The organism is Streptomyces sp. NPDC002994, from assembly GCF_040611155.1.
GTDB lineage: Bacteria > Actinomycetota > Actinomycetes > Streptomycetales > Streptomycetaceae > Streptomyces.
In genome coordinates this window covers 91,586-108,827 of the sequence record NZ_JBEXNQ010000019.1, presented here as the reverse complement: position 1 = coordinate 108,827, position 17,242 = coordinate 91,586, and the positions used below count along the sequence as shown (strand labels likewise).

At 69.0% G+C, this 17,242-nt stretch carries 12 protein-coding genes and 1 pseudogene; all 13 read left to right on the top strand.

The features are described 5' to 3' along the window. Positions 1-81 precede the first annotated feature (81 nt). The 13 genes and pseudogenes from ABZX79_RS25010 to ABZX79_RS24950 all read left to right on the top strand — a co-directional run bounded on the left by ABZX79_RS25010 (position 82) and on the right by ABZX79_RS24950 (position 17,231). Positions 82-2,412, top strand: coding sequence for an ATP-binding cassette domain-containing protein (locus tag ABZX79_RS25010; RefSeq protein ID WP_355261884.1), 2,331 nt, complete (start codon positions 82-84; stop codon positions 2,410-2,412). 529 nt (positions 2,413-2,941) lie between these two features. Further along, on the top strand, positions 2,942-3,166 hold the full coding sequence (locus ABZX79_RS25005; RefSeq protein WP_355261779.1) for an MbtH family protein: 225 nt from the start codon (positions 2,942-2,944) through the stop codon (positions 3,164-3,166). 497 nt (positions 3,167-3,663) lie between these two features. Beyond that, a complete protein-coding gene (locus tag ABZX79_RS25000) occupies positions 3,664-4,782 on the top strand; it encodes an acyl-CoA dehydrogenase (protein WP_355261776.1) in 1,119 nt (372 codons plus the stop codon). A 642-nt stretch (positions 4,783-5,424) separates the two neighbouring features. Continuing rightward, positions 5,425-5,670 carry a DUF5132 domain-containing protein gene (locus ABZX79_RS24995; protein ID WP_355261773.1) on the top strand — a complete coding sequence of 82 codons (246 nt, stop codon included), beginning with the start codon at positions 5,425-5,427 and terminating at the stop codon, positions 5,668-5,670. 179 nt (positions 5,671-5,849) lie between these two features. Continuing rightward, positions 5,850-6,491, top strand: a complete 642-nt coding sequence (locus tag ABZX79_RS24990; protein WP_355261770.1) for a (2Fe-2S)-binding protein — start codon at positions 5,850-5,852, stop codon at positions 6,489-6,491. Positions 6,492-6,500: 9 nt separating this feature from the next. Continuing rightward, entirely contained in the window at positions 6,501-7,481 is a 981-nt protein-coding gene (locus tag ABZX79_RS24985; RefSeq protein ID WP_355261767.1) for a xanthine dehydrogenase family protein subunit M, read from the top strand. Continuing rightward, positions 7,478-9,667 carry a xanthine dehydrogenase family protein molybdopterin-binding subunit gene (locus tag ABZX79_RS24980; RefSeq protein WP_355261764.1) on the top strand — a complete coding sequence of 730 codons (2,190 nt, stop codon included), beginning with the start codon at positions 7,478-7,480 and terminating at the stop codon, positions 9,665-9,667. Before ABZX79_RS24985 ends, ABZX79_RS24980 begins: the two co-directional genes overlap by 4 nt. A 619-nt stretch (positions 9,668-10,286) precedes the next feature. Next, positions 10,287-10,481, top strand: a pseudogene (locus ABZX79_RS24975) (IS5/IS1182 family transposase); the annotation flags it as partial. Between the two features lie 334 nt (positions 10,482-10,815). Next, complete coding sequence (locus ABZX79_RS24970) at positions 10,816-11,478, top strand: Crp/Fnr family transcriptional regulator (RefSeq protein ID WP_355261761.1); 663 nt, start codon at positions 10,816-10,818, stop codon at positions 11,476-11,478. A 179-nt stretch (positions 11,479-11,657) separates the two neighbouring features. Next, positions 11,658-12,824: a hypothetical protein gene (locus tag ABZX79_RS24965; RefSeq protein WP_355261758.1), complete on the top strand. Its 1,167-nt coding sequence runs from the start codon at positions 11,658-11,660 to the stop codon at positions 12,822-12,824. After that, positions 12,806-13,639, top strand: coding sequence for a hypothetical protein (locus ABZX79_RS24960; RefSeq protein WP_355261755.1), 834 nt, complete (start codon positions 12,806-12,808; stop codon positions 13,637-13,639). The genes ABZX79_RS24965 and ABZX79_RS24960 overlap by 19 nt, the downstream gene beginning before the upstream one ends. Continuing rightward, a complete protein-coding gene (locus ABZX79_RS24955) occupies positions 13,636-14,868 on the top strand; it encodes a hypothetical protein (protein WP_355261752.1) in 1,233 nt (410 codons plus the stop codon). Before ABZX79_RS24960 ends, ABZX79_RS24955 begins: the two co-directional genes overlap by 4 nt. Then, the gene (locus ABZX79_RS24950; RefSeq protein ID WP_355261749.1) at positions 14,865-17,231 is read left to right on the top strand and encodes a CHAT domain-containing protein; all 2,367 of its coding nucleotides are present in this window, start codon (positions 14,865-14,867) and stop codon (positions 17,229-17,231) included. The genes ABZX79_RS24955 and ABZX79_RS24950 overlap by 4 nt, the downstream gene beginning before the upstream one ends. Positions 17,232-17,242: the final 11 nt, after the last annotated feature.

The window sequence follows — 17,242 nt, the reverse complement described above, 5'->3', positions numbered from 1 at the left end:
CCAGTGATTGTGGCGATGGCCTTGCTTGGAAGCCCACCCGCTGACCCCCCGATGACACATTGTGCTCGTACGAGAGTGAAGATGCGGCCGCGCTCGATCGTCCCCGGTCGCCAACGCTGGGAAGTCGACCATGTCCGCGGCAGACCCGCCGTGGCGCGGCTGACCGAGGCATCACTCCTCCAGGCTCCGGGCATCGAGGAGGTGCGCGTCAACCCGGTCACCGGCCGGGTGCTGGTGCGGCACGACCGCACCATCAGTCCGCGGGAGGTCGCCCAGTTGATGCACCGGGCAGTCGACCGGACGCTGGCAGCCTTGCGTCGGACCGCAGCGGACAAGCTGGGCCGCAACTCCGCCCTACAGTCAGCGGAAACTGACGGGACGGCAACACGTCACTCGCGCACCGATCCCGACAACAGCCCCAGAACGCGACACCGCACGGACAGAGACGGCGCCGGACGCTGGCTTCCGAGGGTGATCGGGGCCGGAGGTGTGGCAGCAGCGGCCGTTGCTGGTGGGCCCTTTCTCCTGAAGCTACTCAGTCGCCCGCTGCTTACTCTCGGACTGGCAGCCGCGGCGACGGCAGCCGTCGTCCGGCGAGCGTGGCGCAGATCGGAAAGCGCACGACAGCAGTCCGACGAATCCGCTCCTGGCCGCCGTGCCTTACGGCGCATCATCGGCCCGCACAAGCGGAAGTTCGGCTTGGCAGCGATGTTGTCCGGGCTCTCGCAGGTGGGGGAGATGGCGCTGTTCGCCTTGAGCCCTTCGATCGTGCTGTTGCTCGCCAAGGGTGGGAGCGCCACCCTGGCCGGGCTGGGTGTAGCCGGCGTCACCGCCCAGTTGTCGCTTCTCGTCGGTGTCGCCGGGGCGGCCTGCCTCGTCATGGCGGCTTCTGGCTACGGTGCCAGCGTCGTCTGGCGCCAGCTGGCGCAGGACATCGAGGACGACTGGCGCACCCGCACTTACGAGCACGTCCAGCAGGTGGCGCCGGCCGACTTGGAGAACGAGCGCGTCAGCCGGGTCAACACTGTCCTGACCGAGGACATCGGTCAGATCGGTGCCTTCGTCGGTTCGAGCATGCACGACGTCGTTCAGATGGGTACGAGCCTCGCTTTGCTGATTCCGGCGTTCCTGCTGCTCGCTCCGCAGATCGCCTGGATCGCCTTCGCGCCGATCCCGCTCATCGCCTGGTTGTCCTTCCGCTTTCACGAGCGTGCGCTCGCCGGCCAGGCCACCTCCGACGAGCAGCGAGCACGGATGAACAGCCGGGTGACCGAGAACCTCCATGCTCACACCACCATCAAATCCGCGGTCACCGAAGAGCACGAGATCGCACGCATCGCCGACCTGAATCGAAAATGCAGCGAGGCCAATCGCTCGACCGGACGCAGTGCGGCGATTCCGCCTCAGATCCTGCGACTGGCCGGTGGTTCGGCTCTGGTCGGCACGGTGCTCCTGGGCGGCCGGTCCGTGCTCCGGGGCACGCTGTCGACCGCGGCCTTCGGCCCGCTGATCGAAATGCCGGGCATCGCCATGCTGCGGCTGTCCCGATTGGGGAGCACCACCGACCAGTATCAGCGCACCGTCACCGCCCTGCACCGGGTGGAGCGTCTGCACGACCTCCCTGTCGAACCCGTCGAGGGAGGCCGCCGGTTGCCGGCCCAACAGGTGAAAGGGGAGATCGAAATGCGGAAGGTGTCCTTCGCCTACCCGGGTCGGTCACCGGTACTCCGCGGCACCTCCCTGGTCATTCCTCCCGGCCGCACCACCGGCATCGTCGGCACCAGCGGCGCAGGCAAGACCACCATCGCCAAATTGCTCATGCGCTTCCACCATCCCGACCGTGGGCAGGTACTGCTCGACGGTGCCGACGTACGCACCCTTGCCCTGCCCGACCTGCGCCGCGCGATCGGATACGTCACCCAGGAACCGTTCCTCTTCGACGCGACGATCGCGGAGAACATCCGCTACGGCACTTTCCACGCTACTGACGATCAACTGGTCGCCGCCGCCCGCACCGCCGGGGCCGACGCCTTCATCGACACCCTGCCTGACGGCTACGCCACGCGGGTCGGTGAACGCGGCGCCGCACTGTCCGGCGGGCAGAAACAGCGCATCGCGCTGGCCCGTACCGTCCTGAGCGATCCACCGGTCATCATCCTCGATGAGGCCACCTCCGCCGTCGACAACGAGACCGAGGCTGTCATTCAGCAGGCCCTCCAGGTGTTCGGGACGGACCGCACGATGATCGTCATCGCCCACCGGCTGTCCACCGTCCAAAGCGCCGACCGGATTTACGTCATGGGGCCTGCCGGACTGGTGGCCGAACAAGGTACGCACGAGGAGCTTGTGACGCGCGGCGGCACCTACACCACCCTGTGGAAGCTGCAGGCCGGCAAACCGGCACTTGTCTGACGCCGGGGCCCGCGGCAGGGAGGAGATCGGGAGAAGTACGTCGCGGGTTTCGTGCACCTGCGGGCATGCCAAGAAGCTCGTCATTCGTTCGGGTGGCTGCGGCTCACAGCAGCCAGAAAACAGCCGCTGACCTTGCATGATGGCTGTCTGAAGCAAGCCCTGGTCGTGCAGTTCATCGCAGCGCCGACCCCTCCGTCCACCCGGGAAGGGCACGAGCAATTGCTGTGCCGTTGGGCGTGCCGGGAGGGCGGCCACGCCGAGCGTCAGGCGAAGAGTCACGAACACCCAGGAGGTTGCCACTTGTCTCGCTTCGATCGCCGGTCCGCCAACGAGCAGCAACCGGTCACTCGGCACCGGTGATGCGCGGGCGACCGAATGTCGGGCGGTCAAGTGCCGGTGCTGCTCGACGAGCGCGGAAGCCCCGGAACCGCGAGCCGGACACGCTCATGCCCGTCCTTCCGATCACGCTGCTGACCTCTGCCAACGCCCCGCTCACCGGGGACCGGTGCGGAAAACCAGGAGAGCTGACATGACGCACGCAACCAATCCGTTCGAGGACGATGAAGCCTGTTTTCTGGTGCTCGTCAATGAAGCGGGCCAGCACTCGCTGTGGCCGACCTTCGCCGATGTACCCGACGGCTGGATCGTCGCCCATCCGGAGGAGACCCGGCAGGCGTGCCTCGACTACATCGGCAGGGTGTGGACCGACATGCGGCCACGCAGTCTTGCCGAGGCCATGGACGGCGGACGGTGAGGTTGTCGGCAGCGGCGGCCGGTGAGCAACGGCCAACGCTCCACTCGCCGTTCATCGGCGCGCTGCTGCGCCGACGCCCGGGCAGTAGGGCGCCGGGGCAAGGGGCGCCGAGTTCCCCGGCGGTCCGGTACCTCGGTCTGTCCTGCGTACCGACTGCCCAGTGCCCGGCTCTCCGGCCCTGCTGAAAAGCACGACAAGCTGAAGTTCACGGGCGCCGCTGGGCTACCGGCCAACAACCGTGTCCGTTTCCGCGCAGTGAACGATTGGCGAGCCCCGTGAGGTCTTCGCCTCGGTTGTATCCGCTCATTCCTCAAGCAACCTAGGACGCCGCCGTGTTTTTCTCAGAATCCTGTGCCGCTCTTTCCCGCCACCCTGCTCTGGAGGACTTCACTTCCCGAGTCACCGGCTTTCTCGACACGAACCTGCCCGATCCCGTCACAGAGGAGGCAGCTCGGCCACCTTGGCTCGATCTGCGCAAGCGCGCCGCCCAAGCCGGCTTGACAGGGTTCGACCTCGCGCGCGTACCGGTCGAGCCGGGTAACGGCCGTGGCCCGGCGGGCGGCCAGGACGCGGATGCGGTCGTTCCCCCGGGCCTCGGGCGAGTGGCGCAAGGGCTGGCGATGTTCCTGGCCGGGCGACGGGACTGCGACGCGCGGGAGATCTTCAGCTCGGGACACGGCGCCATGGCCCTGCGGTACGGCACGCCCATCGTCGTGCAGGAAGTCCGCGACCGTGTGGTCGACTGCGGCGAGCTGGCGGGCGTGGCGTCGAGCGAACCACACTCCGGGTCGGACCTGCGCGGCTTGCGGACCGTAGCGGTCGACCATGGCGATCATCTGCTGCTCTCCGGTACTAAGGGCCTGGTCAGCCGGGTGGAAGAGGCCACGGGATTCGTCGTCTTCTGCAAGGTGATCGGGCCGGAGCAGGCTGCCGCGCATGACACCGACAGCGCGTGGCTGCGCGAGGTGCCGCTGTCAGCGCTCTGGGTGCCGACGGCGACCGCCGGCATCTTCACCGACACCACCGCTCCCTTGGGCCTGCGGGGTTGGAGCATGGGCCATCTGCACTTCGACCGCGTACGCGTCGGCAAGGATCTTCTGCTCGGGGCACCCGGCGACGGCCGCTGGATCTTTGACATGCACTTCTCCAACTGGCGTCTGATGATGGCACTGGTTTGCCTGGGCGCGGCGACCGCCGCGATCGAGGAGACGATGGCCCGTGCCTGCCGACGCAGTGTCGGCCGGACGTCCCTGGCGAACGTTCCCTCTGTCGCGTCCCGGCTCGGCACTGCGGCAGCCGAGGTCCAAGCAGCCACTGCGTGGTGCTTCTCCCTCCTGGAGCGGATCGGGCAGAACGAAGACGGCGTCGACGTGGCGGCCTGCTCCGCCGCCAAGGCCCTCGCTACGGACGCGTCCTACCGTGCCGTCGACATCGCACTCCAGCTGCACGGCAGCGAGGGATACACCTGTTACACCCCCATGGAGAAGCGCCTTCGGGACATCCGGGGACTCCGCATCGCCGACGGGCCCAACGACACCCTGTACAGCGTTCTGGCCCAGTCCCTGCTTGCGGGTTCCCGACCTACCGTGCCCCTGGTGGCTCAGCGCCGAGCATGACCGGCGGCTCGCCGTGTCGATCACTCCAGGCGGCGAGACCGCACCGCTACGACGCGAGTGACCCGCTACGACGCGCGGGTTTTGTCGTAGCGGGCGGCGAGGCCCCGCCATGGCGCGGGCTGGTCGCGGCAGCGCGTGCGGGGGAACCGCCTTGGGAGGGGCATGGGTCGCTCTGCTTGGCTACTCGAAGGTGTACGGGCTGCTCAAGAGAGTTTATTCCTGAGCATTGCAAGATAAAATGGGAGTTTCTTTACAGCCGTCTTTGGCACCACGTAAACTTCCACGTTGCCGTGTAGGTGGTCGCTGATAATTAGCGTGCATTTCCCTTTTGTGTGGCGCACTTCAGCGGAATACAGAACTTCCTCCATTGCGGTTTCGGCCGCAGTGGCGGACTCACCGGGCGCGGATGCCTCCACAGTAACTCCTGACTCAATTTAAACTTTGATACCTACAGCTTGCCCATGCTGCACGCTAGGTCAGGTGTAGATGGAAAAGATCAATTAAAGCAAGTATGCACCCGAAAGGGTGAACATCATGGATCATCCTGGTGGAGCAACCTCTTAGGGCGTTAGGGTTGGATTCTGAGGACACTGTCGGAAAACCCGACAGGCTGCGAGAAGGGCTGCACAGACTATGCTTCCTTTGATTCCTGTCTTCTTGGTTGGAGCCATTTCAGCGCCCCTCATCAAGAAGATCGCGCGGGGGACTGTTAAGTCGTCCGTGAAATTGGTGCTGGACGCCAAGCGAGTCGCCCACGAGATCAACGAAGATCTGAGCGACATTGCTGCTGAGGCGACCGCTGAGGTGTTCGCCGCCGATCTTCAGGAAGGGTCGGAGGTGCCGCGTCAGAGCGTCAAGAAGGCACGCTCGAGTACCGCGACCGCGTAAGTCGGTAGTCCGTTGGGGTAGACCGCCATAATCCGATCAGGGCCCTCCCGAGTGGCGACCAGCATGCCGCTGCGGCTGTTCAGGAAGCTGAAGTCTCGACTCCGCTGAGGTCGTCGAACAGCAGGATGGCCTTGCTCATCTTGCTCCTCACCGCTTACGCCGATTCGAGAGAGCGCCTGTTGACAACCGAACTTCCCGACGTGCCTGCCGTTCCGCCGGAAGACCCCCTGTCCAAGCCTTCCCGGCGTACCTTCATCGCGACAGCTTCCACCATCGGTGGCGTGGTCGTCGTCGGCGGCCTCATGGCAGACGCGGTTCCTTTCGGCGCCGATGATGCGGCCGCCGCCGATCCGCCACCCAGCAGCCGGGTCTCGCTGAGCGTCAACGGCGAGCGGTACACCGTCACGGTCGACAACCGGACTTCGCTGCTGGACCTGCTGCGTGAGCACCTCAGGCTCACCGGCTCGAAGAAGGGCTGCAACGCCGGTGCCTGCGGGACGTGCACGGTGCTGGTCGACGGGCGGCGGGTCACCTCGTGCCTGACGCTGGCGGTACGGCTCGAGGGCGCCGAGGTCACCACGATCGAGGGTCTGGCCGACGGCGATCGGCTGCATCCACTGCAGCAGGCGTTCGTCGACCAGGACGCATTCCAGTGCGGTTTCTGCACTCCGGGGCAGATCATGTCCGCAGTCGGCTGCATCCGGGAGGGGCACACCGGCTCGGCGGAGGAGATCCGGGAGTGGATGAGCGGCAACATCTGCCGCTGTGGCTCTTACGTGAAAATCGTGCGCGCGGTCGAGCAAGCCGCGGGCCGGAGGTGAGGCGCGGTCATGCACCCCTTCACCTACACACGCGTCTCCGACACCCGTGAGGCAGTCAACGCCGGTCAGCGCGGCGGACGTTACATCGCCGGCGGTACCACGCTCGTCGATCTGATGCGTGAGACCGTCGAACGCCCCGAAACCCTGGTCGACATCGATGCCCTGCCCCTGCGCGAGGTCACCGTCACCGAGCACGGCGGACTGCGCATCGGCGCCCTGGTGCGGATGGCGGAGGCCGCCGCCCACCCCAAGGTCCGTATCGCCTACCAGGTCATCTCCCAGGCGCTGGAGCTGAGCGCGTCGGCCCAACTGCGCAACATGGCGACCATCGGCGGCAACCTCATGCAGCGCACCCGGTGCGCGTACTTCCGTGACGTCATGGCTGCCTGCAACAAACGCGAGCCGGGCTCCGGCTGCGCGGCCCAGGAGGGCTTCAACCGCACGCACGCGATTCTCGGCACCTCCGACGCGTGCGTCGCCACTCATCCTTCCGACGTGGCCGTGGCGTTCGCGGCATTGGAGGCGAGGCTTCACCTGACGGGCGCGGACGGCCCGCGCACCGTGTCCCTCGCCGACTTCCTGCTGCTGCCCGGCACCACCCCGAACAGCGAGCAGGCCATCAGGCAGGGTGAGTTGATCACGGCCGTGGAGATTCCGGGCCACCCGCGCCCGCTGAAGTCCGGCTATCTCAAGGTGCGCGACCGGCAGTCGTACGAGTTCGCCCTCACCTCCACCGCGGTTGCCCTGCACATCCGGGACGGGGTGATCCGCGAGGCGAAGGTCGCGGCCGGAGGCGTCGGCACGGTGCCGTGGAAGCTGCCCGCTGTCGAGCGGCACCTCATCGGCGAACGCCCTTCGCAGCGGCTGTGGGCCGAGGCAGCCGAACGCGCGGCGGACGGTGCCCGCCCTCTCCGGCACAACCGCTTCAAGGTCGAGTTGCTCAAGCGGACCGTTGAACGCCAGCTGCGCATCGTGGGAGGTGACCAGTGAGTCCGCAGCCGCAGGCAGCGGTCGGCGCGCCGATGTCCCGCGTGGACGGACACCTCAAGGTCACCGGGGCGGCGAAATACGCCGCCGACCACGACATCGACGGAATCGTGCACGCCGTGATCGTCGACAGCGGCGTCGGCCGGGGCCGCATCACCGGCCTCGACACCCGTGAAGCCCAGGGCCGGCCCGGCGTCCTGAAGGTGATCACTCACCGCAACGCCCCCCGGCTGGCGTACCGCAACGATCCGGATTCCTCCAATCCGCCGGGTGCGCTGCTGAAGGCGTTCCAGGACGACCGCATCAGGTTCTACGGGCAGCCGGTCGCCGTCGTCGTGGCCACGAGCCTGGAGGCCGCCGAGCACGCCGCGAGCCTGGTGAAGGTGGACTACGACGCCCAACAGCCTTCGACCGAACTGTCCGACGCGCCGCCCGGCGTGCCGCGGAGCTACGAGCGCGGCGACGCGGACGCGGCTCTGTCCTCCGCCGCGGTATGCCTCCAGATGACCTATCGGACCGCCCGCAACCACCACAACGCGATGGAGCCGCATGCCACCATCGCCCACTGGGACGGCGACCGGCTCACTGTGTGGGACAAGAGCCAGTGGGTGCTCGGCGCGCGGAACGAGTACGCTGCCGCGTTCGGCATCCCGGTGGAGTCGGTACGCGTCATCTCGCCCTTCGTCGGCGGTGCTTTCGGCAACTCGATGCGCGTCTGGGTGCACTCCGTCGTCGCCGCGCTCGCCGCGCGAGAGGTGGGGCGCCCCGTCAAGCTCGCCCTGAGCCGCCGGCAGTTGTACTTCGGAGTGGGCTTCCGGCCCAGGTACGAGTACCGGATCCGGCTGGGCAGTGACCGGCGCGGGCGGCTGACCGCGATGGTCCACGACCTGCGGTCGGAGACTTCCTCCTACGAGACGCACGGCGAAGCCACCCTGGCCTTCGGCCAGATGCTCTACAACACGCCCCACGTCCGCCAGACGCACCACTCCGTGCCACTGGACGTGAACACGCCGACCTGGATGAGAGGCCCCGGCTTCTCCACCGCGGCCTTCGCCATCGAGTCGGCCGTCGACGAGCTGGCGTATGAACTGCGCGTCGACCCGATCGAGCTGCGGCTGCGAAACGAGCCGCAGGAAGACCCCTCCAACAGGCGGCCGTTCTCCACCCGGCGGCTGCGCGAGTGCCTCACGGTCGGGGCCCGCGAGTTCGGCTGGGCCCGCCGCGATGCCAGGCCGCGCTCCACCCGTCACGGCGACTGGCTGATCGGCACAGGCATGGCCAGCGGCGTCTACCCCACCGCCCGGGCGGCGACGCAGGCGTGGGTCGGGCTGGAGGCGGACGGCACCGCCCTGGTCCGGTCGGCGTCCAGCGACATGGGCCCGGGCACCTACACGTCCATGACTCAACTCGCCGCCGATGCCCTCGGTCTCAGGGTCTGCGACGTCACCTTCCGGCTCGGCGACTCCACCATGCCGCCCGCCCCGGCGCACGGTGGTTCCATGACCATGGCCAGCGTCGGCTCCGCCGTTCAGGACGGCTGCGACAAGCTGCGGCGGCAGGCGGTCCGGCTCGCCGTTGATGACGAGGACTCGCCGCTGTTCGGCGTCGACGCGGGCGAGATCGTCGTGCGGAGTGGCCGGCTGCACGTGAAGGATGACCTCACGCGCGGGGAGACGTACCGGCAACTGCTGACCCGCAACAAACGCGCCCGCCTGGAAGCGAACGGGTCCTACACGCCGGGCAAGGCACGCTTCTCGATGTACGCCTACGGCGTGACGTTCGCCGAGGTCGCCGTCGACCGGCGGTTGGGCCTGGTGCGGGTGCGGCGCATGCTTGGCGTGTACGACGCGGGCCGCATCATCAGCCCCAAGCTGGCCGACAGCCAGGCGCTCGGTGGCATGGTGGGCGGCATCGGATCCGCCCTGCTGGAACACACGGTCACCGACTTCCGCGACGGACGGATCGTCAACGCCAACCTCACGGACTACCTGCTCCCGGTCAACGCGGACATCCCCGACCTGCGGGCGATCTACCTGGAAGGGCAGGACCAGGAGGCCGGCCCTCTCGGTGTCAAGGGCCTCGGCGAGGTCGTTCACGTCGGCGTGGCACCCGCCATCGCCAACGCGGTCTTCAACGCCACCGGGCGCCGCATCCGCGAACTGCCCATCAGGGCCCAGGCTTTGCTCTGACCGCTTGGCACACGAAGTGCTCTCTGACGGGTCCGTCAGATGGCCGCCTACCAGGACGATGTCGAGCTGCCCCGCGGTGACCAGGCCGGAGGCGAGGCTTGGCCGGCCCGCATTGGCCTCGACAGCGACCAGCACGCCGGGTACATGGCGAAGACCGGGTCACTGAACACCAGCTCCAGGCCGTGGGCATACGAGATGTCGTGCCCGGCGCCCAGACGCAGCCGGCCGGGGTCCCGGGCAACAATGTCCCAGTCCCACCACGACCTTGCGGGAAGCTGGATCACGGCCCATTCCTCTGCCGCTGCGTGGCCCCGGCCCGCTGTCGGCGACTCGGGTCCACCGCGCGCCGTCCCAGGCCCAGGTGTCCGCGGGCGACCCCGGAGGCGGTGAACCCGCCGAACAGCACCACCCGCTGCGCGACGGGATCGAATGCCAGGGCGGGCTCGGCACGCGGAGCGGGGCCGCTGTCAGCGGTTTTCCTCCACTCCTGGCCGTCGTATTCCCACCTCTCCGCCCTCTGGAATGCGCCGCCCGCGGCCCAGCCACCAAAGGGGACCGTCCGCTTCCGCAAGGGATCGAACGCCGCGCCGCGCAGGGCGCGGCCAGCGGGGCCGGCGTCCGCATCACTCGCAAAGGCATCGAGTCCAGCGAACGCCTCAGCCGACACCGTTGGTTCGAACGCAGCATTTCCTGGCTGACCGCGTACCGCAGACTCAACCACCGCTACGAGCAACACCCGGGCAACTACCTGACCTTTCTCGGACTGACAGCCGCGATCCGCTGCTACAAACGCCTCCGCAACCTCACCATGTAGGACACCGTCCAAGTCGCTCTCCGAGCCGTTCCCGAGCCGCCCGCCGGTCCCGGCGTACTCATTGTGTTCGCGCCCATGTCCCCCTCCTTGCCCGTCCCCCCGTACGGGTCGGTCGCCATCCCGTACGAAGTGTCGCTCAGGCACTCAACGCCCCAGCTCCGCACATCAGTTCACGCCTTGTGCCGCGGGCCGAACTGGCTGAATATGTTGGCGACAGTCGGCATCCGGAAGGGGGAGCGGTGTGCTGAGTCGCGGGACATCGGGTGGGGAAGACGGGTCGGATTCGGCGCGTGGTACCTACCCGCGGGGGACCCTGTTGTCGGAGCTGGCCGACGTGAGCGGGGCGGAAGCCGATGCGGTGTGCCGAGCGCGGTCCGCCCTGATGCGGGTCGGCACGGCGCACACGTACAAGCAAGGCGAGATCATGCTGCTGGCGGGTGCCACGGACAGGCACGTACTGCTGCTGTTGAACGGTTTCGCCAAGGTCACGACGTCCGACGACCTCGACGCGACCGTGCTGGTGGACATCCGCGCGGGCGGCGATGTCGTCGGCGAGACGGCGGCCTTCGACAACGAGCCCCGTTCCGCAACGGTCACGGCAGCTCAGCAGGTGTCCGTCCGGCGGATCTCGCAGGACGAGTGGCTGCGCTGGATGGTCCGGTATCAGGCCGCAGGACTGGCCGTCAGCCGGAGCCTGGCGCATCGCAGCCGTACCTCGGTCCGCCGCCGCACCCAGTTCGCGCGCGGTCCGGTCATCACCCGCCTCTGCCGCGCGGTACTGGATCTCACAGGGCAGTACGGGAAGCCGACACCACAAGGGCTGTCGGTCCGGCCCGGGCTCACTCACGCCGAGTGGGGCGAGCTCATCGGGGCCCGGGAGCGGCGCGTGCAGCACGCGTTGCAGGAGCTGTCGGCCGCGCACGTCGTCAGCTACGGTCGCTGCCGCATCACCGTGCACTCCGTTTCCGCCCTGCGGGAGTTCGCCGCCGACCAGTGAGCGGCAAGCCGAATCGCTTTTTGTTCCGCTGGTTCTCCCGAACCCGCACTGCGACCGGTTCCGAGGTCCTGCGACCCGCTCTACTACCGGCAGGAGAACGGCAGGCCCGTCGCGCGGGGTTCGCCGAGCTCGCTTGTGCGCCAGGATCACCACCACGTGAGCCCAATGCGAGGCACTGCATGCCGGCAATTCCAGTCACCGTGCTCGGACCAGCCGAGTCCGGGAAGACCGTCTATCTCGCCAGTCTGTTCCGCAGACTTGCCATCCCGCGACCGGACATCGGATTCCACGTTCAGCTGCCACCGGAGCAGTCCACCCTGCTGAACAGGATCTACCAACAGATCGCGAGCCCCGACATATGGCCGGACCCCACCAAGACGGCCGCCATATCCGAGTGGGAATTCACCTGCTCAGTCCGCACCGCCAGGAACCAGACCTTCAGCCCCTTCTCCATCAGGTATCTGGACTACTCCGGTGAGCACCTGACCGAGTTGGACGAGCGGGTGGAAGGAGCCAAACGCGTCTACAGCCGGATCGTGGAGTCCGAGTTCCTCCTCGTGCTGGTGGACGGGGCCAAGGTTCTGCGCTTCTTCGACGGGGACTTCCGGCTGGCCGACGACCTGCTCCTCGTCTTCAGTCACATGATGAAGAGCGAGGCGATCGTGCACTTCGTGATCACCAAGTGGGACGTTCTCGCGGCGGCCGGGCACACGCTGCAGACGGTCGTGGACTGCCTCATGAAGCACCCGGACTTCAAGGACGGCGTCGGGACCCAGCTGCGGAACAATCCCGTCTCGGGAGGGGTCCGCTTCATTCCCGTGAGTTCCGTGGGGCTGGACTTCGCCGCTCTCGGTCCGGACGGCCGGACGATGATCAAGAAGGGCGCGTTCCCGACACCGCTCAACGTCGAAGTCCCCTTCATGGCCGTGCTGGTGGATCTGTTCAATGCCCGGCTCAAGGAGATGGAGAAACGGGCGGCGCCCGAAGCGCAGTGGATCGCCCAGCGCAGCCAGACGCTGAAGTGGGTTCGTATGGCCAAGGACAAGCTGCCGCTGGTACAGGCGGTCCTGCGGACCGCGGCAGCCAAGTCACCCATGTTGCGCATGGTGCCTGACCACATGGTGGACGCTCTTGCGGCCTATGCAGAGAGGAAGGTGGCCGTATACAGCGAGCGTGTCGAGCGTGACATCGCCCGGTTACGCGGCCGGATGCTCCAAGTCGCTTCCCAGAAGGACGCGCTGACCGCTCTGGTGGCGCTGTTCGACGCCAAGCTCGCCGAGTTCGAGGCCGAGCACCCGGGCTCGCACCTCATTGAGGGGGGAACGCCATGGACGACGACGACATGACGCACGCCGCATCCCAGAAGGTCTGGCCGTTCGCCCTCACGCGCTCCGTCAACACCGGCTTCCGGATCGTGGTCGCCCCGGACTTCCTGATGGACGACGACAGGCAGTTCCTGCTCCACGACGTGGCGGACGGCGACACCTCCGACGACGTCGTCTACGTACGCGAGTACCGGGGGCGGGGCTCCCAGCGGCTGTGGCTGCTGTACCGGGTCGTGTATCTCAAAGCGTCCGATGTGGGCCTGGACGGCGAGTACGCGATGAGCGGGCCGCGGCGGACACCCCTGATCGAGGGAGTTGTCTGCCGGAGGCAGCCGGAGCAGCCCACGACGCTCGCCACGGAGGAACTCTTCGCCGACGTCCACCGCACCTGTGGAGAGGCCGTACAGGCGTTCTTCGAGGCGGACATCGCCACGCATCCGGTGAGCCGCTCCCAGGCACTCAGCCCCCCGGCGACCGGCCGGTTCATGACGACCGTGGAACAGAAGCCGTACCTGGCGGAAGGGAGTTCTCCGACGGTCGCCTTTGACGGCCGTCGCCCATCGGGTACCAATCGCCGTTCCTCTGCCACAACGCTCCGGTCAGTCGTCTTCTCGGCCCTCGGCCGATGCACTCGGCCGAGGCCCGCTGGACGTCGTGCTCGGGTGCCTGTGGATGGTCCTGGGCGAATGGCTGCAGGACGTGATCGACCGCAGAGCAGCAGCGAAACCGGACAGCCCGGACAGGCTGGAGGATCCTGGCGCCGACGACTGGGCAGGATCGCCGGAGTGATCGTGCTCGCACTGCTGATCGTCTTCGTCATCAGGAAGCTCAAGTGACGTACCAGGGCCGGCACACGGCGCACGGCATCCGCCTTCTCGTACTCCTCCTCCTGACCGAGCAGCGGGGCGTCGATCCCGCGGCGGTCAGGCCGGAATGCTGGGCCGAGCCGGTACGGGGCTGGCTGGCGGCAGCGGCCGCCCTCGCCGCCGGTGAGGCCAAGCGGGCGCTGGCCGTGCTGGGCGACCCCGTACCGGAGGAGACGTACGACGACCTGGTGACGCGGACCCTGCGGACCGCCGCCGTCGCCATGGATGTCAACTGGGCTCCCGGCGGTCTGATCGGCTGGGCCCTGCCGCCCGATGACGAAGCGGCCCTGCTCCAGGCCCTGGACGGAACGCACGCCCGGCTGGCCATCCTTGCCAGGGACCCCGGGCTGCGGCTCGCGGCCTTCCTCGCGGGCCGGTACCTGCCCGACCTGCTCTCGGCCCGCGCCATCCAGGGCAACGCGGACGTCATCGGCGCGCAGTCGGCCGAAGTGGTGGAAGCGGTCGGAGGGTTCGAGGACGCCCGTGAGGCGGTGCGGTGGTTCGACGACCTGCCGCGGGAGATCGCCGAGGGCGGCCTCGCGGCGCCGGTCGCCTACCACCTGCTGGTCGCGTCGGACGTGCGGGCCCGGGCGGCCGACCGTCGCCGGGCAGAGGCGTTACGGCGCGAAGCGCTCCGTCACGTGCCCGCAGACCCGGCCTTCGCCGGGATGTCGGCGCTGCTGGCGGGCGACGTGGAGCTCGTGGTGCCCGGCGCGGCGGAACGCTGTGTGCCGGTCCCCGCCGACCGGCACACACATCATCGTGCGGCCAGGCACTACACGAAGGCCGACGCGCTGTTCCGGAAGGCCGGCACCGCGCGAGGCCGGGCAGCGGCCGCGCTGCGACTGGCGCACATCGCCCGGCTGCGCCGGAAGCCGGACGACACCACCGTGTTTCTCGGCCGTGCCCTGGCGCTGGCCGAGACTGCCGGCGACGGGGCGTGTGCGGTGCTGGTGAAGGTGCACCGCATGCTGGACGTCATCGAAGCCGGGCGGCCGATGGCCCTCCAGGACGTCGAGCCGGTCCGCCGCTGGGCGTCGACCGTGGGCAGTGGCTCCTGGCTCAGGGGCATGGCCGACCTGGTCGCCGCCCGGGCCGGCGACTGGACCCGGCGGGGGGACATCGTCCGGGGCCGGCAGGCGGGCGACCTGGCGGAGCGGCTGATGGGCGCGCCGGTTGGGCAGGGCGGGGTGCTGTGAGCGTGAGCAAGGGCGCGATCACCGGACCGCTGGAGGCGTACCACCACGCCCGCCACCGACTGGCCTCCCTCGTGTACGCCGACATCGGCCTGCACGCGCGCGTGCGGCGGCTGAAGGACCAGGACGGCGATGTCACGGCGGCAGAACTCAACGAGTGGCTGTCAACCGCGGTCGCGGCCGAACTCTTCCGCCACGAGGCGGTGGAGCTGGGCGACCCGGACCTCATCGCCGCCGTACGGCCCCGGCTCGCGCGGGTGATCGACCTCGGTACGCGCCTGCTCCGCAGGCAGGGCGGACCCCCGGGTGGACCGCTGGACGCCTCCCTGGAATCGCTGTCGGCCGGCCAGCGGGCGACAGAGGCCATCGAGGCGCTGCACCGACTGCGCCGGCACAGGGCGGCAGGTCTGGCCGTCGATGCCGAGAAGTCCGCCCGCAAGGCGTGGGCGCCGGCAGGGCGTATGCAGCCCTCCGTGGCGCGCTGTGCGCTCCTGGTTGAGCTGGGGATGCTTGCGGACGCGAGGGCGGAGGCCGACGCGCTGGAGGTACGGGGGTCCCTCAGCGCCCTGCAGTCGGCGGCGCTGCGGCTGCGACTGCGCCAGCCCGAGCGTGCCGCCGAGGCGGAACGGCGCATCGGGGAGGACGGCACCGAACCGGGCAAGCCCTGGGAACGGCCTGCGATAGCGGCGGAGGCGCTGCTCGCCCTGGGCGACTCACGGGCAGCCGCCGACCGGGCCATCGAGGCCGTCACCGCCTATGAGGAGCACCGCCTGAGGATGGCTCGGGACACCCTGCGGGCCGCATCGGCCGACGACCCCGTGGTGGCCCGCGCCTATCACACCGCCGTGCTGTCCCACTGGGCGCTGCCCGGCGGGAAGTCCGCGGCGTTCGCCTGTGCGGAGCGCAGCCGTTCCGGCTTCCTCGACGCCGTACACGCTCTCGACAGCGCCGCCGGACAACCCGACGCGGTACGGGCGGTACGAGGCTGGTTCCAGGCGGAGACCCGCTGGGCCGCGCGCTTCGAGGAGGCGGCGGCGACCCTGCGTGGTGGCGAGGAGGCACAGGCCGCCCAGCAGGCCCCTCGGCCGGGGAGCGCGGCCGACGACCAATCCACGCAGCGCCGGATCACCGAAGCGGAACGGGCCCTCGGCGAGGCCGAGGACCAGGTGCGCCGGCTCGCCCCGCGCACGCTCACCTCTCGGCGGGGTGCCGGCGCGGCGCCCGGCGCGGCCGCCGTGGCGCGCGTACTGCCACCGGGCACTCTGCTCCTCCAGTACCACCTTTACGATCAGGACCTCGTCTGCTGGGCGGTGACCCACGACAAGCTGCTGGTGGAGCGTCAGGACCGGTCGGCGCACGACCTGGTGGCGACGGGCCGTCGTTTCCATACCGCGTGCGCGGGGGGCGGCGACGTGGAGGAGCCGGGAAGGCTGCTCGCCGGTGCCCTGCTGGGTTTTTGCTCCCCGCTGCTCGCCGGTCACCGGAGGATCGTGGTCGTACCCCCGGCACAGCTCTCTCTGGTCCCCTTCCACGCCCTTCCCTGGGCCGGTACGGTCCTCGGCCTCACACACGAGGTGTCCTACCTGCCCGCGGCCTCCCTGCTCACCCGGCCCGGCTCCCGCTCCCGCTCCCGGTCGCCGGAGCCGGACTGGACGGCTGCCACGGCGCTGCTGGTCGGTGCGCCGGCCAGCGCGCCCGAACGCGGCCTGGCGCACCTGCCCGGCACCGCGACGGAAGTCGCCACCATCGAACGCCTGCTGCCCCGCTGCCGGGTGGTGACCGGGCGTAAAGCAGGCCGAGCGGAGGTGCTGAAACAGGCGGCCGGGTGCGGCATCCTGCATCTGGCGACACACGGGGACGTACCGGAGCTGGCTCCCCACCTCAGTCGGCTCGCGCTCGCTGGCCGCGACCACCTGGGCCTGGACGACCTCATGGGCCCCGACCTGACCCCCGAACTCGTGGTGCTGTCCGCCTGCGACACCGGACGCGGTACCGCCACCGCGGGCGGCGATGTGCTCGGGCTCACCCGGGCGGCCGTCATCAGCGGCGCCCGCCACGCAGTGGTGTCGCTGTGGCCGGTCGACGACATCACCGGATGTCTCGTGATCACCGGCATGTACCAGCACCTGGTGTCCAGAGCACGCCCGCCCGTCGGCACCGCCCTCGCCATCGCACAGCGCGAGATACGGGACCTGTCCCAGGACGAGCGGGACGAGGAGTACGCACGGCTCGCCGACCGGGCCGCTGTTCCGCCGCACCCCACCGGCCCACGGATACGGGCACGAGACAGCGGCCCCCGCCCGACTCCACCCGCCACGAGCCGGCACCCCTTCCACTGGGCGCCCTTCATCCACGTGGGCGCATGAGGCGCCGCCGG

Excerpts from the sequence above, each read along its gene's own strand:
- ABZX79_RS25010 (WP_355261884.1), top strand. The coding sequence starts at position 82 with ATGCGGCCGCGCTCGATCGTCCCCGGTCGCCAACGCTGGGAAGTCGAC.
- ABZX79_RS25005 (WP_355261779.1), top strand. The coding sequence starts at position 2,942 with ATGACGCACGCAACCAATCCGTTCGAGGACGATGAAGCCTGTTTTCTG.
- ABZX79_RS24985 (WP_355261767.1), top strand. The coding sequence starts at position 6,501 with ATGCACCCCTTCACCTACACACGCGTCTCCGACACCCGTGAGGCAGTC.
- ABZX79_RS24965 (WP_355261758.1), top strand. The coding sequence starts at position 11,658 with ATGCCGGCAATTCCAGTCACCGTGCTCGGACCAGCCGAGTCCGGGAAG.
- ABZX79_RS24960 (WP_355261755.1), top strand. The coding sequence starts at position 12,806 with ATGGACGACGACGACATGACGCACGCCGCATCCCAGAAGGTCTGGCCG.